This window comes from Kitasatospora nipponensis (assembly GCF_039528135.1).
Taxonomy (GTDB): Bacteria; Actinomycetota; Actinomycetes; order Streptomycetales; family Streptomycetaceae; genus Kitasatospora; species Kitasatospora nipponensis.
In genome coordinates, this window is sequence record NZ_BAAALF010000004.1 from 84,699 (window position 1) to 101,634 (window position 16,936).

At 73.1% G+C, this 16,936-nt stretch carries 16 protein-coding genes; 8 read left to right on the forward strand and 8 right to left on the reverse strand.

The features are described from left to right. Positions 1-8 precede the first annotated feature (8 nt). On the reverse strand, positions 9-392 hold the full coding sequence (locus tag ABD323_RS02415; RefSeq protein ID WP_344438450.1) for a DUF4190 domain-containing protein: 384 nt from the start codon (positions 390-392) through the stop codon (positions 9-11). A gap of 137 nt (positions 393-529) precedes the next feature. On the opposite strand from ABD323_RS02415, the gene ABD323_RS02420 reads away from it, so the two are divergent. The 4 genes from ABD323_RS02420 to ABD323_RS02435 all read left to right on the forward strand — a co-directional run bounded on the left by ABD323_RS02420 (position 530) and on the right by ABD323_RS02435 (position 5,088). Next, positions 530-1,765: a sensor histidine kinase gene (locus tag ABD323_RS02420; RefSeq protein ID WP_344438452.1), complete on the forward strand. Its 1,236-nt coding sequence runs from the start codon at positions 530-532 to the stop codon at positions 1,763-1,765. Beyond that, the gene (locus ABD323_RS02425) at positions 1,762-2,481 is read left to right on the forward strand and encodes a response regulator transcription factor (RefSeq protein WP_344438454.1); all 720 of its coding nucleotides are present in this window, start codon (positions 1,762-1,764) and stop codon (positions 2,479-2,481) included. Before ABD323_RS02420 ends, ABD323_RS02425 begins: the two co-directional genes overlap by 4 nt. A gap of 90 nt (positions 2,482-2,571) precedes the next feature. Beyond that, complete coding sequence (locus ABD323_RS02430; protein ID WP_344438456.1) at positions 2,572-3,546, forward strand: ArsR/SmtB family transcription factor; 975 nt, start codon at positions 2,572-2,574, stop codon at positions 3,544-3,546. A 330-nt stretch (positions 3,547-3,876) separates the two neighbouring features. Next, positions 3,877-5,088, forward strand: a complete 1,212-nt coding sequence (locus tag ABD323_RS02435) for an AI-2E family transporter (RefSeq protein WP_344438458.1) — start codon at positions 3,877-3,879, stop codon at positions 5,086-5,088. Positions 5,089-5,102: 14 nt separating this feature from the next. Here the strand turns inward: ABD323_RS02435 and ABD323_RS02440 are convergent, their stop codons facing one another. Together ABD323_RS02440 and ABD323_RS02445 are read right to left on the reverse strand one after the other, a co-directional pair. Continuing rightward, positions 5,103-5,783, reverse strand: a complete 681-nt coding sequence (locus ABD323_RS02440) for a 4'-phosphopantetheinyl transferase family protein (protein WP_344438463.1) — start codon at positions 5,781-5,783, stop codon at positions 5,103-5,105. Further along, positions 5,780-6,652 (reverse strand): metallophosphoesterase family protein, encoded by an 873-nt coding sequence (locus tag ABD323_RS02445; protein ID WP_344438466.1) that lies wholly within the window; start codon positions 6,650-6,652, stop codon positions 5,780-5,782. The genes ABD323_RS02440 and ABD323_RS02445 overlap by 4 nt, the downstream gene beginning before the upstream one ends. 313 nt (positions 6,653-6,965) lie before the next feature. Between ABD323_RS02445 and ABD323_RS02450 the strand changes: the two genes are divergently transcribed. Next, positions 6,966-7,385 carry a cold-shock protein gene (locus ABD323_RS02450; RefSeq protein WP_344438470.1) on the forward strand — a complete coding sequence of 140 codons (420 nt, stop codon included), beginning with the start codon at positions 6,966-6,968 and terminating at the stop codon, positions 7,383-7,385. A gap of 49 nt (positions 7,386-7,434) precedes the next feature. Here the strand turns inward: ABD323_RS02450 and ABD323_RS02455 are convergent, their stop codons facing one another. Together ABD323_RS02455 and ABD323_RS02460 are read right to left on the reverse strand one after the other, a co-directional pair. Beyond that, a complete protein-coding gene (locus ABD323_RS02455) occupies positions 7,435-8,262 on the reverse strand; it encodes a helix-turn-helix domain-containing protein (protein WP_344438472.1) in 828 nt (275 codons plus the stop codon). Between the two features lie 645 nt (positions 8,263-8,907). Beyond that, entirely contained in the window at positions 8,908-9,672 is a 765-nt protein-coding gene (locus tag ABD323_RS02460; protein ID WP_344438476.1) for an FkbM family methyltransferase, read from the reverse strand. 714 nt (positions 9,673-10,386) lie between these two features. Here ABD323_RS02460 and ABD323_RS02465 point away from each other — a divergent pair. Next, positions 10,387-10,785, forward strand: coding sequence for a hypothetical protein (locus tag ABD323_RS02465; RefSeq protein ID WP_344438480.1), 399 nt, complete (start codon positions 10,387-10,389; stop codon positions 10,783-10,785). 73 nt (positions 10,786-10,858) lie between these two features. Here ABD323_RS02465 and ABD323_RS02470 read toward each other — a convergent pair whose 3' ends face one another. Continuing rightward, positions 10,859-12,652 (reverse strand): alkaline phosphatase family protein, encoded by a 1,794-nt coding sequence (locus ABD323_RS02470; protein ID WP_344438484.1) that lies wholly within the window; start codon positions 12,650-12,652, stop codon positions 10,859-10,861. A 324-nt stretch (positions 12,653-12,976) separates the two neighbouring features. Here ABD323_RS02470 and ABD323_RS02475 point away from each other — a divergent pair, with 324 nt between their 5' ends. Together ABD323_RS02475 and ABD323_RS02480 are read left to right on the forward strand one after the other, a co-directional pair. Then, entirely contained in the window at positions 12,977-14,242 is a 1,266-nt protein-coding gene (locus ABD323_RS02475) for a cation:proton antiporter domain-containing protein (RefSeq protein ID WP_344438487.1), read from the forward strand. Between the two features lie 124 nt (positions 14,243-14,366). Then, positions 14,367-15,641 carry a M23 family metallopeptidase gene (locus tag ABD323_RS02480; RefSeq protein WP_425555834.1) on the forward strand — a complete coding sequence of 425 codons (1,275 nt, stop codon included), beginning with the start codon at positions 14,367-14,369 and terminating at the stop codon, positions 15,639-15,641. 103 nt (positions 15,642-15,744) lie between these two features. Here the strand turns inward: ABD323_RS02480 and ABD323_RS02485 are convergent, their stop codons facing one another. Both ABD323_RS02485 and ABD323_RS02490 read right to left on the reverse strand, forming a co-directional pair. After that, positions 15,745-16,410: a Type 1 glutamine amidotransferase-like domain-containing protein gene (locus tag ABD323_RS02485; protein ID WP_425555836.1), complete on the reverse strand. Its 666-nt coding sequence runs from the start codon at positions 16,408-16,410 to the stop codon at positions 15,745-15,747. A gap of 88 nt (positions 16,411-16,498) precedes the next feature. After that, positions 16,499-16,888 (reverse strand): VOC family protein, encoded by a 390-nt coding sequence (locus ABD323_RS02490; RefSeq protein ID WP_344438493.1) that lies wholly within the window; start codon positions 16,886-16,888, stop codon positions 16,499-16,501. Positions 16,889-16,936: the final 48 nt, after the last annotated feature.

Here is a 16,936-nt window from a genome sequence, read left to right on the forward strand (position 1 = left end):
CCGGACCTTCAGCTCGACGGCGATCCGTACCCGGGACGCGGCGGCCCGGGGTGGACGTGATCGAGCCGGAAGCAGCCCTGGGTCCGGTGGGCGTACCAGAGGGCGAGAGCCGCGACCAGGACGGACACCGCGATCGCGAGCAGCGAGGTCAGCACGCCGGCGGTGGCCCGCAGCCGCCCCGCGCCGGTGCGCCGCGCCCTGTGCAGCGCGGCGACGCCCAGGCCGAGGCCGACCAGGCCGAGCAGGCCGCCGATGAGGAAGACCGAGCCGAGCAGGGCGTTGACGCCCAGTTCGCCGGCGGCCACGGCCAGGCCGTTCGTCCCCTGGGGCGGCCGCCCGCCGTCGTCGCGCCCCCGCCCCTGCCCCCGCCCCTCGCGCACGTTCCCGTTCATCGCCCGTCCCCTCGCTCCCCTTGGCAGGGCACGATCCTGACGTCCGGGTCGTGGCCCGCACATCGCGGGAAAGCAGGAGAGAGCGCTCCCTCGATCGGGGGAGGACCGCTCTGAGCTGCCCGGTCATACTGGCGATCATGATCAGGGGAATCCGGCCGCTGCTGCGCGGCTCCACGTACTCGGGTGCACTCTTCGCCTTCTGTGGCGCGTTCGTGAGCCTGCCACTGCTGCCCTTCGCCGCCCTGCCGGTGCTGACCTGGCGGTCGGCCCCCTGGGGGGTCCAGATGGGGCTGACCCTGCTGCTCTGGGCGGCCCTGGTCGCCGCGCTCGGCTCCGCCCGCCTCACCCGGCGGGCGCTGATCGCCTGCGCCCGCCGCCCGTTGGGAGTGCCGCTGCCCGATCCGGCGCCGGCCGTACCACGTGGTGCCGACCGCTGGCGGACCCCGCTCTGGTTGCTGCTGCACGTGGCACTGGGGTGGACGGGCGGCCTGGCGAGCCTGGTCCTGCTCGGCGCGGGCGTGGCCCTGCCGATGGCCGGGCAGTCCGACCAGGCGCGGTTGACCTGGTCCAGCGGGTCGGTGCGGGTGACGGGTGTCTGGACCTGGGTGGTGGCGGTCGTCTGTCTGCTGCTGGTGCCGCTGGTCTGCCTGGCGCTGAGCTCGGCCCTGCGCCGGCTGGCGCCGGGGCTGCTGGGGCCCTCGACGGCCGAGCGGCTCGCGCTGGCGGCCGAACGGGAGCACGCGGCGGCCGAACGCAACCGGCTGGCCCACGAGTTGCACGACTCGATCGGTCACACCCTGACGGCGGCCACGATCCAGGCGGCGGTGGCGGGCGAGGTGCTCGCCGCCGACCCGCTGGCGGCGCGGGCCGCCCTGCGCAGCATCGAGGAGTCGACCCGGGCCGCGCTGGAGGACCTGGACTACGTGCTGGGCGTGCTGCGCGAGGAGCAGGCGGGGACGGCCCCGACCCGGACCCTGGCCGACCTGCCCGAGCTGCTCGACCGGTTGCGGCACGCCGGCGCGGTGGTGGAGCCTGAGCTGTCGGGCGAGTTGGCGCAGGTGCAGGGCACGCTCTCCCGGGCGGCCTACCGGATCCTCCAGGAGGGTCTGACGAACGCCCTGCGGCACGGGACGGGCGGCCCGATCGAGGTCCGGGTGGCGGCCGCGCCGCACGCGCTGGAGCTCAGCGTGGTCAACGGGGCCGGCCCGGGGACGGGCGGCGGCGTAGGCCCGGACGCCTTCCCGACCTCCAGTCACGGCCTGCCCGGACTGGCCGAGCGGGTCCGGCTGCTGCACGGCGAGTTCGAGGCCGGGCCGCACGGGCCGCGGCACTGGCGGCTGGCGGTCCGGCTGCCGGCACGGTTGCCGGCATGACCGTCCCCGACGCGGGCGCGGCCGTCGCGACCGGCGCCGTCACCGTACTGATCGCGGACGACGACGAGGTGACCCGCAGCGGTCTGCGCACCCTGCTCGCGGCGCAGCCCGGGATCGAGGTGGTCGGGGAGGCCGCCGACGGCGTCGAGGCCGTCGAGGAGGCACGGCGCCTTCGGCCGGACGTCGTCCTGATGGACGTGCGGATGCCGCGTCGCAACGGGATCGAGGCCACCCGGCAGCTGCTGGCCGCCCCCGCCGGTCCGTCGACGCGCGGCACCCACCCCGTGCCGCCGAAGGTCGTGGTGATCACCACCTTCGAGAACGACGACTACGTCACCGCCGCGCTCGGCGCGGGGGCCAGCGGGTTCGTGCTCAAGCGGCTTCCGGTCCGCCAGATCGCGCAGGCGGTCCGGGTGGTGGCGGCGGGCGAGGCGATCCTCTTCCCCGCGGCCCTGCGCAGGATGGTGACCGCCCGCCCGCTGGGCGGCGCCGAGGCGCTGCCGAGGGCCGCGCTGACGGGACGCGAGGAGGAGGTGCTGCGGTTGATGGCCACCGGCCTGTCCAACCCGGAGATCGCGCAGCGGCTCACGGTGAGCCTGGAGACGGCGAAGACGCACGTCGGGAACGTGCTGACGAAGCTCGGCGCGCAGAACCGGACCCACGCGGTGGTGATCGCCTACGAGTCCGGTCTGGTGGTACCGGGGATCGCCGGCTGACCCGGGCCCGGCCGGGTCGCCACCGGGGGTGGTCGGCGTGCGGCCGAGATGCTTCCATGGGAGCGAGGGCGGTCACGACGTGGGGGACCAGTGATCCGGATAGAGCTGACGGCCGACGCGACGGCCCGCACGAGGTTCGCCGTGTCCCCGGTCTACCAGGCCGTCGGCCTGCTCTTCGAACTCGGCCGCCGCCCGCAGCTGGTACCGCGCGCGTTACGGCTGCGCAGCCGGGAGGTCATCCAGGACCGTGGACTGTGGCTGCTCGCGGCCCTGACTGTCAGCCCGCACGGGTACACCCCGGACTTCCTGACTCCGGAACCCACCGCCTACAGCTCGCCGGTGGACGACGAGCTGCACCGGGTCGCGAGTGTCGCGGCCGAGCGGGTGCGCGACGAGATGGCGGTGGTCTCCCACGGTCTCGACGTCTCCCGGGTGCCCGCCCGGGGCGCCCAGCGCGTCGTGCTGGAGGCCCTGGGCGCGGGCGAGGACCGGTTCGCGCAACTGCTGGCCGGCCAGCTGGACGCCTTCTGGCGGGGCGTGCTGGCGCCGTCCTGGGGGGAGATCTCGGAGCGCCTGGAGCGCGACGTCGACCAACGGGCCGGCGCCACCGCGCGGTTGGGGCTCGGCGGCATGATCGGCGGCCTGGACCCGTTGCTCGACTGGCAGGACGGCGCGCTCGCGGTGAACAGCGAGTACCACGTGGACTACCAGGCTCCGGGGATCATCCTGATTCCCGGAGCCTTCCTCACGTCCCCCACGTTCTCCATCGACACGACCTACACGGACACGCCGCGCACGCCGGTGATCACCTATCCGACGGCCGCCCGACCGGAGGGCCCCCACGATCTCGGGGAGCTCATCGGCGGCTCCCGGGCCGCCATCCTCAAGGCCCTGTCGAAGCCGCGCACCACCGCCGAGGTGGCCCGGCACGTCCACCTGAGCGCCAGCACCGTCTCGTACCACCTCCAGGTGCTGCACCGGGCCGGCCTGCTCCAGCGCGTGCAGCGCTCCCGGCACGTCTTCTACCAGGTGCGGGCGGCCGGGCAGTCGCCACTCCGGAGCTAGCGCGGGCCCTGCGGTTCGGACGACCGCGGCCGTCGGGGGCCGGTCCCCCGTTCCGGCCCCCGGCGACCGGCCGGCCGGCTGTCCCGGTCCGCTGCCGGGAGCCGGCCGTTCGGCCGAACAGGACCAGTGAAGCGGCCCGGCGAACTGACAGTCGAATGATTCGACCATGTTCGAAGACGATCATCGATCCACTCCTGACGCCACGTCAGCAAGGCGCCATCGAGGGCGAATCACCGTGGCGCCGCCTCGCCCTACCGGTCCCCCGGCGGGCCCTCGCCCTACTGTGGTCAGCGGGTCCGAGACCGCTGCCGAGGAAAGGGCGACGCCGCGATGAGAAGTGGGGCAGCACGGTCCCCTGGTCCCGCCGCGCCCCGGCGCGCCGCGCTGCGCGGGCCGCGGACGGGCCCGGTGCGCGGCGGCGGGCACCCGTCCGGCGGGCCCGGGCGGGCGACGGGCGACCTGCCGGACGACGGCGGGCGGGTCGGGCCCGGCCTGCGGCGGACGGCCGGGTACGCCTGGCGGCTGCTGGTGGTGGGCGGCGCGCTGTACGCCGTGCTGGTGGTGCTCGGCCGACTGGTGCTGCCGGTCGTCGCGGTCTTCGTCGCGCTGGTGATCACCGCGATCCTGCGCCCGGCCGCCGACCTGATCGGCCGGGTGATCCGGCCCCGGTCCATGGCCGTGGTGGTCACCGTGCTGGGGGCACTGCTGCTGCTGGCCGGGCTGGGCGTGCTGATCGGCGAGACGGTCTCCGGCGAGTCCCACCGGCTGAACCAGGAGTTCCACGGTGGGCTCGACCGGATCGAGCAGTGGCTGGAGGGCCCGCCGCTCCACCTGAAGTCCAGCGCCGTCTCGGACCTGCAGGGCAAGCTCAGCTCGTTCCTCTCCGCCCACCGCTCCACCCTGATCAGCACCGCGGTGGGCGAGGCCGGCCGGGTGCTGGAGATCGTCACCGGCGCGGCGCTGGCCCTCTTCTGCTCGATCTTCTTCATCCACTCGGGCGACGCGATGTGGCGCTGGGCCCGCCGGCAACTGCCGGCCGGCGCCCACTCGACCTGGGCCCGGGCCGGCGCCGCCGCCTGGCGCGCCTTCGCCGGCTACACCCGCGGCATCATGATCGTCGCGGCCAGCAACGCCGTGCTGGTCGGCATCGCGCTGGTGCTGCTCGGCGTCCCGCTGGCGCTGCCGCTGACCGTGCTGGAGTTCTTCGCCACCCTGATCCCGCTGATCGGCTCCCCGATCGCGATGATCGTGGCGGCGGTGGTCGCGCTCGCCACCAAGGGCCCGGTGACGGCGCTGATCGTGCTGGCGCTGATCGTGGTGATCGGCCAGATCGAGGGGCACCTGCTGCACCCCATCGTGATGAGCTGGGCGGTGCGGATCCACCCGGTGGTGGTGGCGCTCTCGGTGACCGCCGGCGGGATCCTGGCCGGGGTGATCGGGGCGGCGGTCTCGCTGCCGCTGGTCTCGGTCTTCTGGGGCGTCGTGGTCGAGCTGCGCCGCCCGCAGCCGGCCGACATCCCAGGGGCGACGGCTGACGGCTGACGGCTGACGGTACGTCAGGCCCCGGACGGCACCGCGACGGCCGTCACCAGCAGCCCCTCGGCCGCCAGCCAGCGCCCCTCGAACCCGTCCAGCCGCCGCCCGTCGACCACCGGACCCGGCACCAGCAGGCGCGCCGTGAAGGTCCGCGCCGACGGTTCGATGGCGACCTGGGCCTCGGGAAAGTCCAGCTCCCGGCCGGTCAGTGTGTACCAGGCCTTGAAGACGCTCTCCTTCGCGCTGAACAGCAGCCGGTCCCAGCGGACCACCGCCGACCGCGCGGCCAGCGCCGCCACCATCGCGCGCTCCCCGGGCAGCGAGACGGCTTCGAGGATCCCCTCCTTCAGCACGCCGTTCGGCTCCGCGTCGATCCCCAGCGCGGCCAGCCGGTCGCTGCGGGCCACCGCCGCCGCCCGGTAGCCGGCGCAGTGCGTGATGCTGCCCACCACGCCGGCCGGCCACTGCGGCGCGCCACGCCGGTCGGGCAGCAGCGCCCGGGGCGGATGGCCGAGTTCGGCCAGCGCGCGGCGGGCGCAGGCGCGGCCGGTGGCGAACTCGCGCTGCCGGCCGGGCACCGCCCGCGCCACCAGTCGGGCCTCGGCCGGGAAGAGCGCCGAGCCGGTGCCGCCCGCCGCGGGCTCCTCGTCCTGGAAGGCCTGCGCCACCGCGACCCCGGCGGGCAGGATCCACTCGATCACCCGGCGGACCCCGGCCCGGCGGCCGGCACCTCGGCCCGCTCGTCGGCCGGCCCGGGCAGGATCCGGCGCAGCGGCTCGCGGGGCGGCCGGCTGCGCCACTCGCGCGGGTAGCCGACCGAGACCTCCTCGAAGCGCACCCCGTCGTACCAGGTCACCCGGGGGATGTGCAGGTGGCCGTAGACCACCGCGACCGCGCGGAACCGCAGGTGCCAGTCGGCGGTCAGCTCGGTGCCGCACCACTGCGCGAAGTCGGGGTAGCGCAGGATGTCGGTAGGCTGGCGCACCAACGGGAAGTGGTTGACCAGCACCGTGCGGTGGGTCGGGTCGACGGCGGCCAGCCGCTGCTCGGTGGCCGCCACCCGGGCCCGGCACCAGGCGTCCCGGCTGGGGTAGGGGTCCGGCTGCAGGAAGTACTCGTCCGTGCAGACCACCCCGGCCTCGTGGGCCAGGCGCAGCGACTCCTCCTTGGTGGCCGCGCCGGGGACCCGGAACGAGTAGTCGTAGAGCAGGAAGAGCGGCGCCACCGTCACCGGGCCCTCCTCGTCCGGCCAGACCGGGTAGGGGTCCTCGGGCGTCGACACCCCCAGGCCGCGGCACATCTCCACCAGGTGCCGGTAGCGCTCCTCGCCGCGCAGGTCGACCGGGTCCTGCGGATGGCTCCACAGCTCGTGGTTGCCCGGAGCCCAGATCACCTTCGCGAACCGTTCGCTGAGCAGCCGCAGCGTCCGGGCGACGTCGTCGAACTTCTCCCCCACGTCGCCGGCCACGATCAGCCAGTCGTCCGGCGACCGCGGTCGCAGGGCCTCGGTCAGCGCCCGGTTCTCCTGGTGGACGACGTGCAGATCGCTGACCGCGAACAGGCTCCCCATGGGTACGCTGACGCCCTTCGCCTCGCTGGTGGTACACCCCCGGGCCGGATCCGGTCCGGCCGCCTCCCATCCTGCTGGCTGCCGGGGCCCATCGGAACCCCTATTCCGGATTCCGGGCCCCACCGGCGCGCCGCCGCCCCGGCGACCCGCCCCGGCCCGACACGCCGGCACACCGACGCGCCGACGCGCCGACGCGCCGCCCGCCCGCCTCCCGTCCACCGGCCGGCGGGGCCTACCCTGGTCGGTGGCCACGGGAGAGGTGGCCGGCAGTCCAGGTGTTGTTGCGCTGGTTGAGTGAAGTGATGGGGTTCTCATGGTGGCTACGGGCAGGGTCGTCAAGTTCGACGAGGTGCGCGGTTACGGGTTCATCGCTCCGGACGGGGGCGGGGGTGACGTCTTCCTGCACGTCAACGACCTGCTCGTCGACAAGTCGCTGATCGGACCGGGCGTCCACGTGCGGTTCGACCTCGAGGACGGCGACCGCGGCCGCAAGGCCTCCGCGGTCGCCCTGGTGGAGCACGCCGCCGCCACGACAGCGCGCTCGCACGCCGCGGCCGATCCCCGGTCGGGCCAGGACGAGGTCACCTGCGAGGTGCTCTCGGTGCAGGAGTTCTCCGACGAGGTCACCGAGGCGCTGCTGGCCGGCAGCCCGTCGCTGACCGGCGAACAGATCCTGGCCGTGCGCCGCCAGTTGGTCCGGCTCGCGATGGCCCACCGCTGGGTGGACGCGTAACACCCGTGTGGGGGCCGGACGATGACGCCCGGCCCCCGGCGGCACGTGGTCACTCGGCGACCGCCAGATCGTCGGCGGATCTGCTCCTCTCGTCCAGCTCCTGCGCGAACTCCCGCCAGATCTCGGCGAACTGACGGGCCAGGCTGACGACGAGAGCACCGCAGTGCGACGGCACCACCGCCGTCAGGTCGGACCACTCGCGCGCCCCGATCATGTTCTGCCGCAGCAGCCGCAGCAGCAGCCGGCCCTCCTCCTTGTGCCGCAGGGACGGATCCCGCGCCAGCTTCTCCATGGCCTGCTCGGGGTCCTGGGCCAACTGCCGTACCCCGCGGGCGGATCGCTGCTGCGAAACCCGGACCCTGGCCACCGAAGCGGCGCCGGGCGACGCCGGTCCGGTGGCCACCGGGTCCTCGCCCGATTCGAGCTTGCGGCGGACGTCGCTGACCGTCGCCGGGGAGATTCCGGCGAGCCGCGCCACCTCGCGCAGCGAAGCCCCTGGGCGCTCGGCTATCAGCTCGGCGGCCCGACGGCGGCCGGACGCACTGCTCAAGGGCCGGCTCCTGCCGTCCCGCCCGACCCGCACGTTCAACTGCGGCACCGTTTCGCTCGAGCTCCGCCGGATGGTCGCCACGGCCTTGGCCCCCAACCCCGCCGCCGCTGCGATCGTCCGGTCCGACATCTGCGGATGCGAGGCCATGATCCGCGCGGCGGCAGCCCGACGGTCAGCCTGGGAAAGCGGCAGACCGTGCGCCACGTTGACTTCGACCGCATACAGGAACGCGTCCTCGGTGGTACCGTCGAACCATTCGACCTCAATTGCCTCCTGGCCCCTCAGGAAAGCCGCCATCAGACGATGCATTCCGTCGATCACGCGCATGGTGTGACGATCGACAAGAATGGCGGGGAGCGGACCCTCAAGCTCCGCCAGCCTGGCGACGTGCTCGGCGTCCGGCCCTCCGGAGCGGGGGGACTCGCCTGGCAGCAGCGACGCGATCGGGACCATCACGATCCTCTGTTGCCGAACTGTCGTGGGCACAATGGTGCGGTCCGATCGGGCGATCACTCCGTCCTCAGCAGCATTGAATGGTTCGGCGGCTGACTGGTCCACTGCATTTCACCCCGTTGAAGGAAATTCACGACCTGGTACTCAGGTGACCGCGTCCATCTCGGACCACCCGTGTGTAGAGCGCGCGATCTCTCCTACCCAACTGCCCCGTCGGTCCCGATCCGCGCCCGCGGCCGGACCCGCCGATCGGCCCGGACGTGCCGGCCGACGGACAGCACGGTGCACCGCAGGTCTGGACCCGCGGTCGTCATCGACGCCCTTGTCGTCGCCGTGCTCTCTGTTCAGAAACGTGCATGACTCATCGTCACTCGTCATAGGTGACGTTGTCGACTCACGGCAACCGGTCGTCCCCGGCCGCCAAGACCTCGGGTACCAGCCCACCTTGGGCTTCACTGCGCTCGCTTGCGAGCGGCGTGGCCACTGTTCAACCGCGACGCCGCGGCGGTTGAACAGCCGTCAGGCCGACGTGATTCGCGCTTCGTTGCCGGTCGAACGAGCGGTGGCCGGACCCCTGACGACCGCCCGTCCCAGGTCCGCCGCCCACACCAGCGGCCCCGCGCTGAAGAGGTAGTTGCGACAGTCCTCCGTCACCTGCGCCACCGGGTTCCAACCCCCCCTGTCCCAGCGGTACATACCGTATCCGAGCGTGACGGTCAGGCGCCTGACGATGTCAGCGGCGGCGAGGTCGTACTTGAGGAGGTGCCGGTCCTCGATCTCGAGGAGCAGCAGGGGCCGGTCACGCAGCAGAGTGCTGAAGGCACCGGTGAGCACCCCGGCCTCGGCCCCCTCCACGTCGGCCTTGATGAAGTCGACCCGCTTCAACTCCGCCGACCGGCACAGGTCGTCCACGGTCCGCACCAGCGTCGGTACCGACCTGGAGACCGCGAACTCGGCGTTGGGCCCGGGGCCCGAGGAGCCCTCGGTGAGGTACGCGCGTCCGTGAACCGGCAGCAGCCGGCGCCAGGGCAGGCTCATGGTGCCGCGCTGCACGCGATCGGCCATGGCCATCCGGTGCACGGTGACGTTGCGGCAGCCCAGCGCCGTCGCGACGGTCGTCAGCCAGCCGGCCGGGCCGCGCAGCGGCTCCACGCTGTGAACCTGCCCGGTCGGTCCGGTCAGCGCGGACAGGGTCCAGGTGTAGAGGCCGTACTCGGCGCCGATGTCCAGGCAGACCGCCCCGGGGCGCACCAGCCGACGCAGACCGGCGACCTCCGGCTCCACCCAGGCCCATCTCCGAGCGGCCCAGCGCAGCGTCAGGGCTACCAACGTGATGCGAATCCCCGGATACCGGGAGGCACCGTACTGGGGACGCACTCCGCGACTCGAGTACGTCGAGCTGCAGCTCATCAGCAACCTCCAACTAGCTGTGACAGCGGGTTCGGGCCGCCCGGCAGCTGTCAACCGAATTTCCCACAGGGCCGTTCCGGGAAGCCTCCCGCCTCGGACAGCAGGCAGCGGCCTGGGAATGCGCGACGACCATCGAACTCGCCCAGCACGTAGGATCAGGAACCGGTTCGGCTCGCGCCGGAACCCGGACCGGACCCGGCCGGCCGGCCACGGAGCGGCCCGATCTCCGGCGGGTCCGAGCAGGAGCTCGTCATCGGACTGCCGAGCACTCGGGACCGACAGGTCGAACGTGTGAAGATCGCGCCCGGGCAGAACACAGGAGACGGCGGCTTCCTGCGCAAACGCCCGGGCGTCATCGTACGTCGGTCGCACCCTGCGGGTCAGCTGTCTGAGGAGACAGCACGGGACACCGACAGCGTCCACCGGCCGAGCACACCGGCCCGAGGCGTCCGCACGCCTGCGCCGTAGCCGTTTCCGAGTCGGGCACCACCCCGGTGCGAGAGACTGATGCCGCGTCAGAGTGCAGCCTCGCACCGAGCACCGACCCCGACCGTGCGTCCACGTCAGCCCAGTGAGCGGAGACCTTCCATGCGCCGCCGTACCGCCCTGATACCGACCGCCCTGATCCCGACCGCCCCGGTCCCGACCGCCCACAGGGCGGCCACCCGTCGAGCGACCCCCGGAAGACTGCTGTCGGCCGGACTGCTGGTGGCCGCCGTCCTGGCGACGAGCGCCGGCTGCGGGAAGGACATCGACATCGGCTGCAAGGCTCCCGAGTGCCACCTGACGGTGAAGGACGGCAGCTCGCTGACCATCGCGGGCCAGACGCTGACCGTCACCGGGGTCGACGACGACTCGGTGAAGTTCGACTCGCACGGCATCGCGTTCACCCTGAAGAAGGACCTGAGCCTGGGGTTCGGCAAGTACCACCTGCACCTGCAGAAGGTGGAGAGCGGATCGGCCGACATCACGGTGGACGACAAGTAGTAGCCGACGGGCCGGCAGCACCTGGTGGGTGCCGCCGGCCCGTCGACGAGCGGGGTGCCGGTGTCCGGTGCCGTCAGCCGACGGTCAGCGCCAGCGGACCGGCCAGTGGTGAGTAGGCGTTGTTGTACAGGTACCAGACCGCGTACGAGCCCGGCGCCGGCAGGCTGCTCGCCGCGAAGGTCAGGCTGCCGCTGCCGTTGGGCGCGTACTGCCAGGCCAGCGAGGACTGCGAACCGGGCGTCACGCCCACCGGGTAGATGCCGATCCAGTTGGTCGAGCTGGTGCTGCCGGCCGGCGTCGCGTACTGGAAGGTGACGCCCGAGCCGTGCGGGACGCTCGGCGTGCCGGTGGTCAGGGTGCTGGTCGGCGCCGGGGCCGAGACCGGCACGAAGGCGTCGTTGAGCGGGGTGGCGTAGGTGTCGTTGGCGGTGATGCCGGACAGGCCCAGCGCCGCCTCGATGGTGCGGGCGGTGCTGTAGTGGTCGTAGCGGCTCGCGCTGGTGGTGCCGGCCGGGACGGTGCCCTGGGAGCCGTTGACGATCGCGACGACCTGGTTGTCGGCGTTGCTGGTGTCCTCGTCCCAGGTGACGATCAGCAGCGACTTCTGGGTGGTCCAGGCCGGGGACTGCATGATCGGCGCCAGGGTCTGCTTCAGCCAGCCGTCCTGGGTCTTGAGGCTCGTCACGCTGCCGTTGCCGGAGGCCTCGCCGTCGTAGTAGTCGTCGGCGGCGATCCAGGAGAAGTTCGGGGTGGTGGCCGCGCTCTTCAGATCGGTGGTGAGCTGGGTGGTGTCGAACAGGTGGGCGGCGCAGCGGGTCGCGTTGCCGCTGACGTCCGTGTAGTTGATGAAGGGCGCGTCGTCCGGCTCGTAGTACGAGTCGTACTGGGTGGTGGTGTTGCAGGGGGTGCCCATGCCCTGCTCGTAGGCCTTCCAGGTCTTGCCCACCGACTCGATCCGGTCGCCCAGGTTGGTGCCCGGGGCGTTGATGTGCGGCCAGTAGGTGGCACCGGTGGTGTAGGTGTCACCGCCCGCGACGGCCAGGTAGTTCTCGTCGCTCGGGTGGTACACCGCGTGGTAGTTGGCCAGCGAGGCGCCCTGCGCCATCAGGCTGTGCAGGTACGGGGTGTCCGTGGGGTCGCCCATCACCGCCGAGTAGTCGGTGTTCTCCATCATGACCATGAAGACGTGGTCGTAGCCGGGGACCTGGGAGACCGGCGGCGCCAGGGTGGCCGCGGTGACCGGGGTGTTCAGGGTCAGCGACAGGTTGTCCAGGTAGCCGGACTCGCCCGAGCTCTGCAGGAACTGCACCTGGACCAGGATCGAGCGGGTGCCGGCCGGGACGGTACCGGTGGCGCTGCGGGCCAGGAACGAGGTGGCGCTGGAGCGGTCGGCGGCCGAGACGGTGGGCAGCGTCGCGGTGGCGCCCAGCTGCTGGCCGGCCCCGCTGCGGAACTGCAGGGTGACCTGCGCGTAGCCCGCGTAGGTGGTCCAGCCGCCGAGCCAGCCGGAGAGGTTGTAGCCGATGCCGCCGCCGTCGATCGCGGTCGCGGCCGAGGAGACGTCGACGCTCTGCTGGATCGCGCCGTCGCCCTGGTTGCCGGGGGCGAAGAAGGCGGTGCCCGGGGCCGGGCTCGCCGGGTGGCCGAAGCTGCCGGCCGAGTAGCAGATGACGTCCGGGCTACCGGACACCACCGACCAGCCCGGCAGGGTGGTCGCTGCGGTCCAGTCCGTGGTGCAGTAGCCGGCCTCCGCGCCGCCGTTCACGATCAGGTTCCCGCTGGTGGTGGCCGCGCTCGCGGGCATCACCGCGAGCAGCGCACCGAGCAGCGCGAACACGCCGCCCAGTGCTCGCCAAAGTCGTCTCATCTCCACTGACCCTTTCCTCGTCCGTCTCTCTGTCCGTGCCCATGTCCACCGGCGTCCGTGCCGGTGCCCATGGCCGTGCCACGTCATGAGTAGCGGCCCGGGCTGTCCGCGGGGCGAACGCCGGGCCAACGCCTCCCGGCGGAAATGGCCGGAACTGGGGACGAGTTGTACAGCCAAGCTGCCGCCGTACCGGCAGTCCTACCCGGCGCCGGCGGGCAGGACACGCGGGTCACGCCGCGCACGCCCGCCGACCGCGCCGGGCCGTACGATCATGAGCACTCCGCCGCCCCGTCCGGTCACCTCCGGGGGAAGACAGGTGCCCACGTGATCGCGCTGGCCGTCAGCATGGGCACCCTCTTCGTCTGGGCGCTGGTCGCGGGACGCCTGGCCCGCTGGAGCATCACGGCGCCGGTCGCCATGACGGCCGCCGGCGTGGTGCTGACCGCGGGCACCCACCCGCTGGTGCAGATCACCCTCACCACCGACAACGCCGAGCACGCGGTCGAGATCATCCTCGCCGTCCTGCTCTTCACCGACGCCACCGACGTGCCGGCCGGCGTTGTACACGGACAACGCGGCCTGCTGACCCGGCTGCTGGTGCTGGGCCTGCCGCTGACCCTGGGCGCCGGGGTCCTGGCGGGCGGTCTGCTCTTCTGGGGCGGCGGCTGGTGGCAGGCGGCGCTCTTCGCCACCGTGACCGTCCCCATCGACCTGGCCCCGGCCGCCGAGCTGATCCGCGACCCGCGCCTGCCGGCCTGGCTGCGCGGGGTGCTGACGGTGGAGAGCGGGCTCAACGACGGCATCGTGGCCCCGGTCTTCCTGCTCGCCCTGGCCGGCTTCGAGGCGCACGGCGGCGTCCACGAAGCGGCCTCCGACCAGGTCGGGGACGCGATCAACGCGCTGCTCTGGGCGGTGCTCGCGGGCGTCCTGGTCGGCCGGCCCGGTGGATGGCTGCTACGGCGCTCCTGGCTGGCGGGCTGGACCCGGCCGGCCGCGGTGCGGCTGGGGGTGCTCGCGCTGCCGCTGGCCGCGTACGCGCTGGCAGGTGAGCTGGGCGGCAACGGCTTCGTCGCCGCGTTCGTGGCCGGCCTCTGCTTCACCCCCTACTCCCGGGCGCTGCCCGGCCAGGCGCTGCACCTGCTGGAGGACGCCGGCACGCTGCTCTCGCTCGCGCTCTGGTTCGTCTTCGGCAAGGTCGTCACCCAGGCGTTCACCGGCGACTTCGACGGCCGGGTGGTGGCGTACGCGGCGCTGTCGCTCACCGTGGTGCGGATCCTCCCGGTGCTGCTCAGCCTGCGCGGCAGCGGCCTGGAGCGGAACGACCGGCTGCTGCTCGCCTGGCTGGGCCCGCGCGGGCTGGCCTCGATCGTCTTCGGCCTGCTCGCCTTCATCGGCCTGGCCCCCGTCGACGCGCCGGCCGCCGACCTGGTCGGCCAGGTGATGACGATGACGGTGCTGATGAGCCTGGTCCTGCACGGCCTGACGTACGGTCCGCTGGCGGAGCGCTACGCCGCCGCCCGCGAACGCGCGGAGGGCGGGGGCGACGGCGGGGCGGCGGGTGCCGCGGCGGGTGCTGCGCCGGGCGGGTGATTGTGGTCGGCCGCCCGGTCAGGGCCGCCGGGCCACCGGGCACCCCGACGCGAGCATGGGGCCAACGCCTCCACCGGTCGCCCGGCCGTTCGACCGTCCGGGTGACCCCGAACCCGAGGGCCCCATGGCACTGTTGAAGCGATCCGACCGTCCGAACCGATCAGGCCGAGGGAACCGCCTGCGCGCGGCGGCGCTGGGGGGCCTGCTGCTGGCCGCCGTCGCGCTGCCCGCCCACGGCGCCGAACCGCGCTCGCTGGCCCCCGGCACCGCCTTCACCCCGCTGACCGGATCACTGCTCACCACCCCCGCGCCCTTCGAGGGGGCGGACTCGAAGATCCACCTGTCGTACGAGCTGATCACCACCAACGCCGTCGGCAGCGCGCCGGTCCGCCTGGACCGCCTGGAGATCCGCGACGCGCAGAGCCGGCGGGTCCTGGCCGCGCTCGACCCCGCCGCGCTCGCCGGCGCCGCCAACCCGGTGGGCGGCCCCTCCCCCGCGACGGAGGACGGGCCGGCCGCGCGCGGCGGGAGGGCGACCGCCACCGTGCTGGCCGGTTCGTCCCAGTGGATCGTCTGGATCGACTTCACGCTCGATCCCGCGGACCCGGTGCCCACCGCGATCGAGCACCACCTCGACGGGACCCTCCTGCTGCCCGCCGGGGACCGGCCGTTCGAGGAGACCATCACCAGGACGGACCTCGCCCACCGGCCCCCGCCGACGCTGGCGGCGCCGGTGCCCGCCGGTACCTGGTACGCCAGCGAGGGGTGCTGCGACAACACCCACCACCGGCGCGGCCTGGCGCCGATCAACGGCGTGCTCGACGTGCCGCAGCGCTTCGCCATCGACTGGTTCCGGGTCGGCGCCGACCAGCAGACCTGGCAGGGCGACCCCGGCCGGCTGGAGAGCTACCTGAGCTTCCGTCAGCCGGTGCTGGCCGCCGCCCGCGCCAGGGTGGTGGAGGTCCAGGACGGCCTGCCGGACAACCCGCCGCCGGTGCCGCCGACGATCCCGCCGATCGAGGACACCGTCGGCAACCACCTCACCCTGGAGGTGGCCCCCGGTGAGTACCTGCTCTACGCCCACCTGGAGGCCGGCAGCCTCACCGTCCACGAGGGCGACTGCGTCGAGCCCGGCCAGCAGCTGGCGCTGATCGGCAACAGCGGCAACTCCACCACGCCCCACCTGCACTTCCAGGTGATGACGACCCGCGAGTTCTTCCCGACCGACAGCCCGCCCTACACCTTCCGCTCCTTCGAGGTGACCGGCCAGGTCGTCCCCCGGATCTGGGACGACAACCTCGGCCTGCAGCCCACCGGCGTCCTGCCCGTCTCCCCCTCCCCCTACGCCGGCCACCACCACGCCCAGCTCCCGCTGGACCGCAACATCGTGGTCTTCTGACCGGCCCCCGCGCAGCGCGGGCTCTGAGCCCCCCGGCTCAGAGCCCGCGCGCAGCGTCGACTCCGCCGACGTTCAGCGCTTCGACGGTCAGCCGGTCAGCCGGTCACGGGAACGCCCTCCAGTGCCCCTCGGAGATCACCTCCACGACGCCGTCGACCACCTTGATGGCGGTCTGGTCGTCGATCGCGTACGCCGGAGCGGCGATCTCGGCCGCCCACCGTTCCGCATCCGCCATGGTGTTCTCCGGACAGGACGGATGATCCAGGTGCGGGAAGATCGAGAAGTCGACCAGGCCCAGCGTGCTGTCGCCGCCGGTGGGCGGCTTCCAGCCCACGAAGTCCTCGCCGATGCGGGGGGTCATCACCATGCTCCCGGCGCTGAATCCCACGTAGACCAGGTGGGACAGGGACGGCAGCAGTTCGGCCAGCCCGGACTCCCGCATCCAGTGGCTCAGGTAGAGCGCGTCACCGCCGTTGACCAGCAGGACGTCGGCCTTCCGGACCCAGGAGACCCAGTGCTCCTTCTCGATGCTGGGCAGAGCGGTGAGCTCCAGCACGCCCACCGACTTCCACTCCAGCTCGGTCATGGGGCAGGGGGACCGCCCGCTGACGAACCGCCACGGCCCGGCCGGATCGGCCTCGGGGGCCCCGTACCCCGCCGTGGGGATGCACAGGGCGCGGGACTCGGCGATCGGCTTGCCGAGCAGGTCGACCAGTGCGTCCCGGATGCTCGCGTTCTTGATACCGGAGTCGGTGAGGAGGAGCTTCATCATGTCCTTTCCCGAGGAATGTCGTTGAGTGGCCGGTGCGGTGGTCGGCCTCCTGGGACGCCGGCCGCACCGCCGGGGCCGTCGGGGCTCACTGGCCCTGGGCGATCTCCCACATGTAGCCGTCGAGGTCCCGGAAGCTGGCGGTGCGCGGACCCCAGCGCCGGTCCATCGGCCCGTTGACGAGCTCGACGCCGGCCGCGGCGAGCTCCGCGCACTTCGCGTCGACGTCGTCCACCTCGACGGTGAGGACCAGGCGCACGCCGGCCTCGCGCGGGGCGGCGGTCGCCGGCTCGATGAGCTCGGGGACGTGCGTCGTCCGCAGCAGGTTGACGATCGTCCCACCGAACCCGAAGGCGACCGACTGCTCGTCCTCGAAGAGGATCGGGGCGTCGAAGACGTCCAGGTAGAACTTCTTCGAGGCGGCCAGGTCCTCGACGAAGACGGTGCTGGCGGCGATGCCTCTGGCCCAAGCGGTCATGACGACTCCCTGCTCGTCGGCGACGGAGAACCGAGGCTACGACCACCC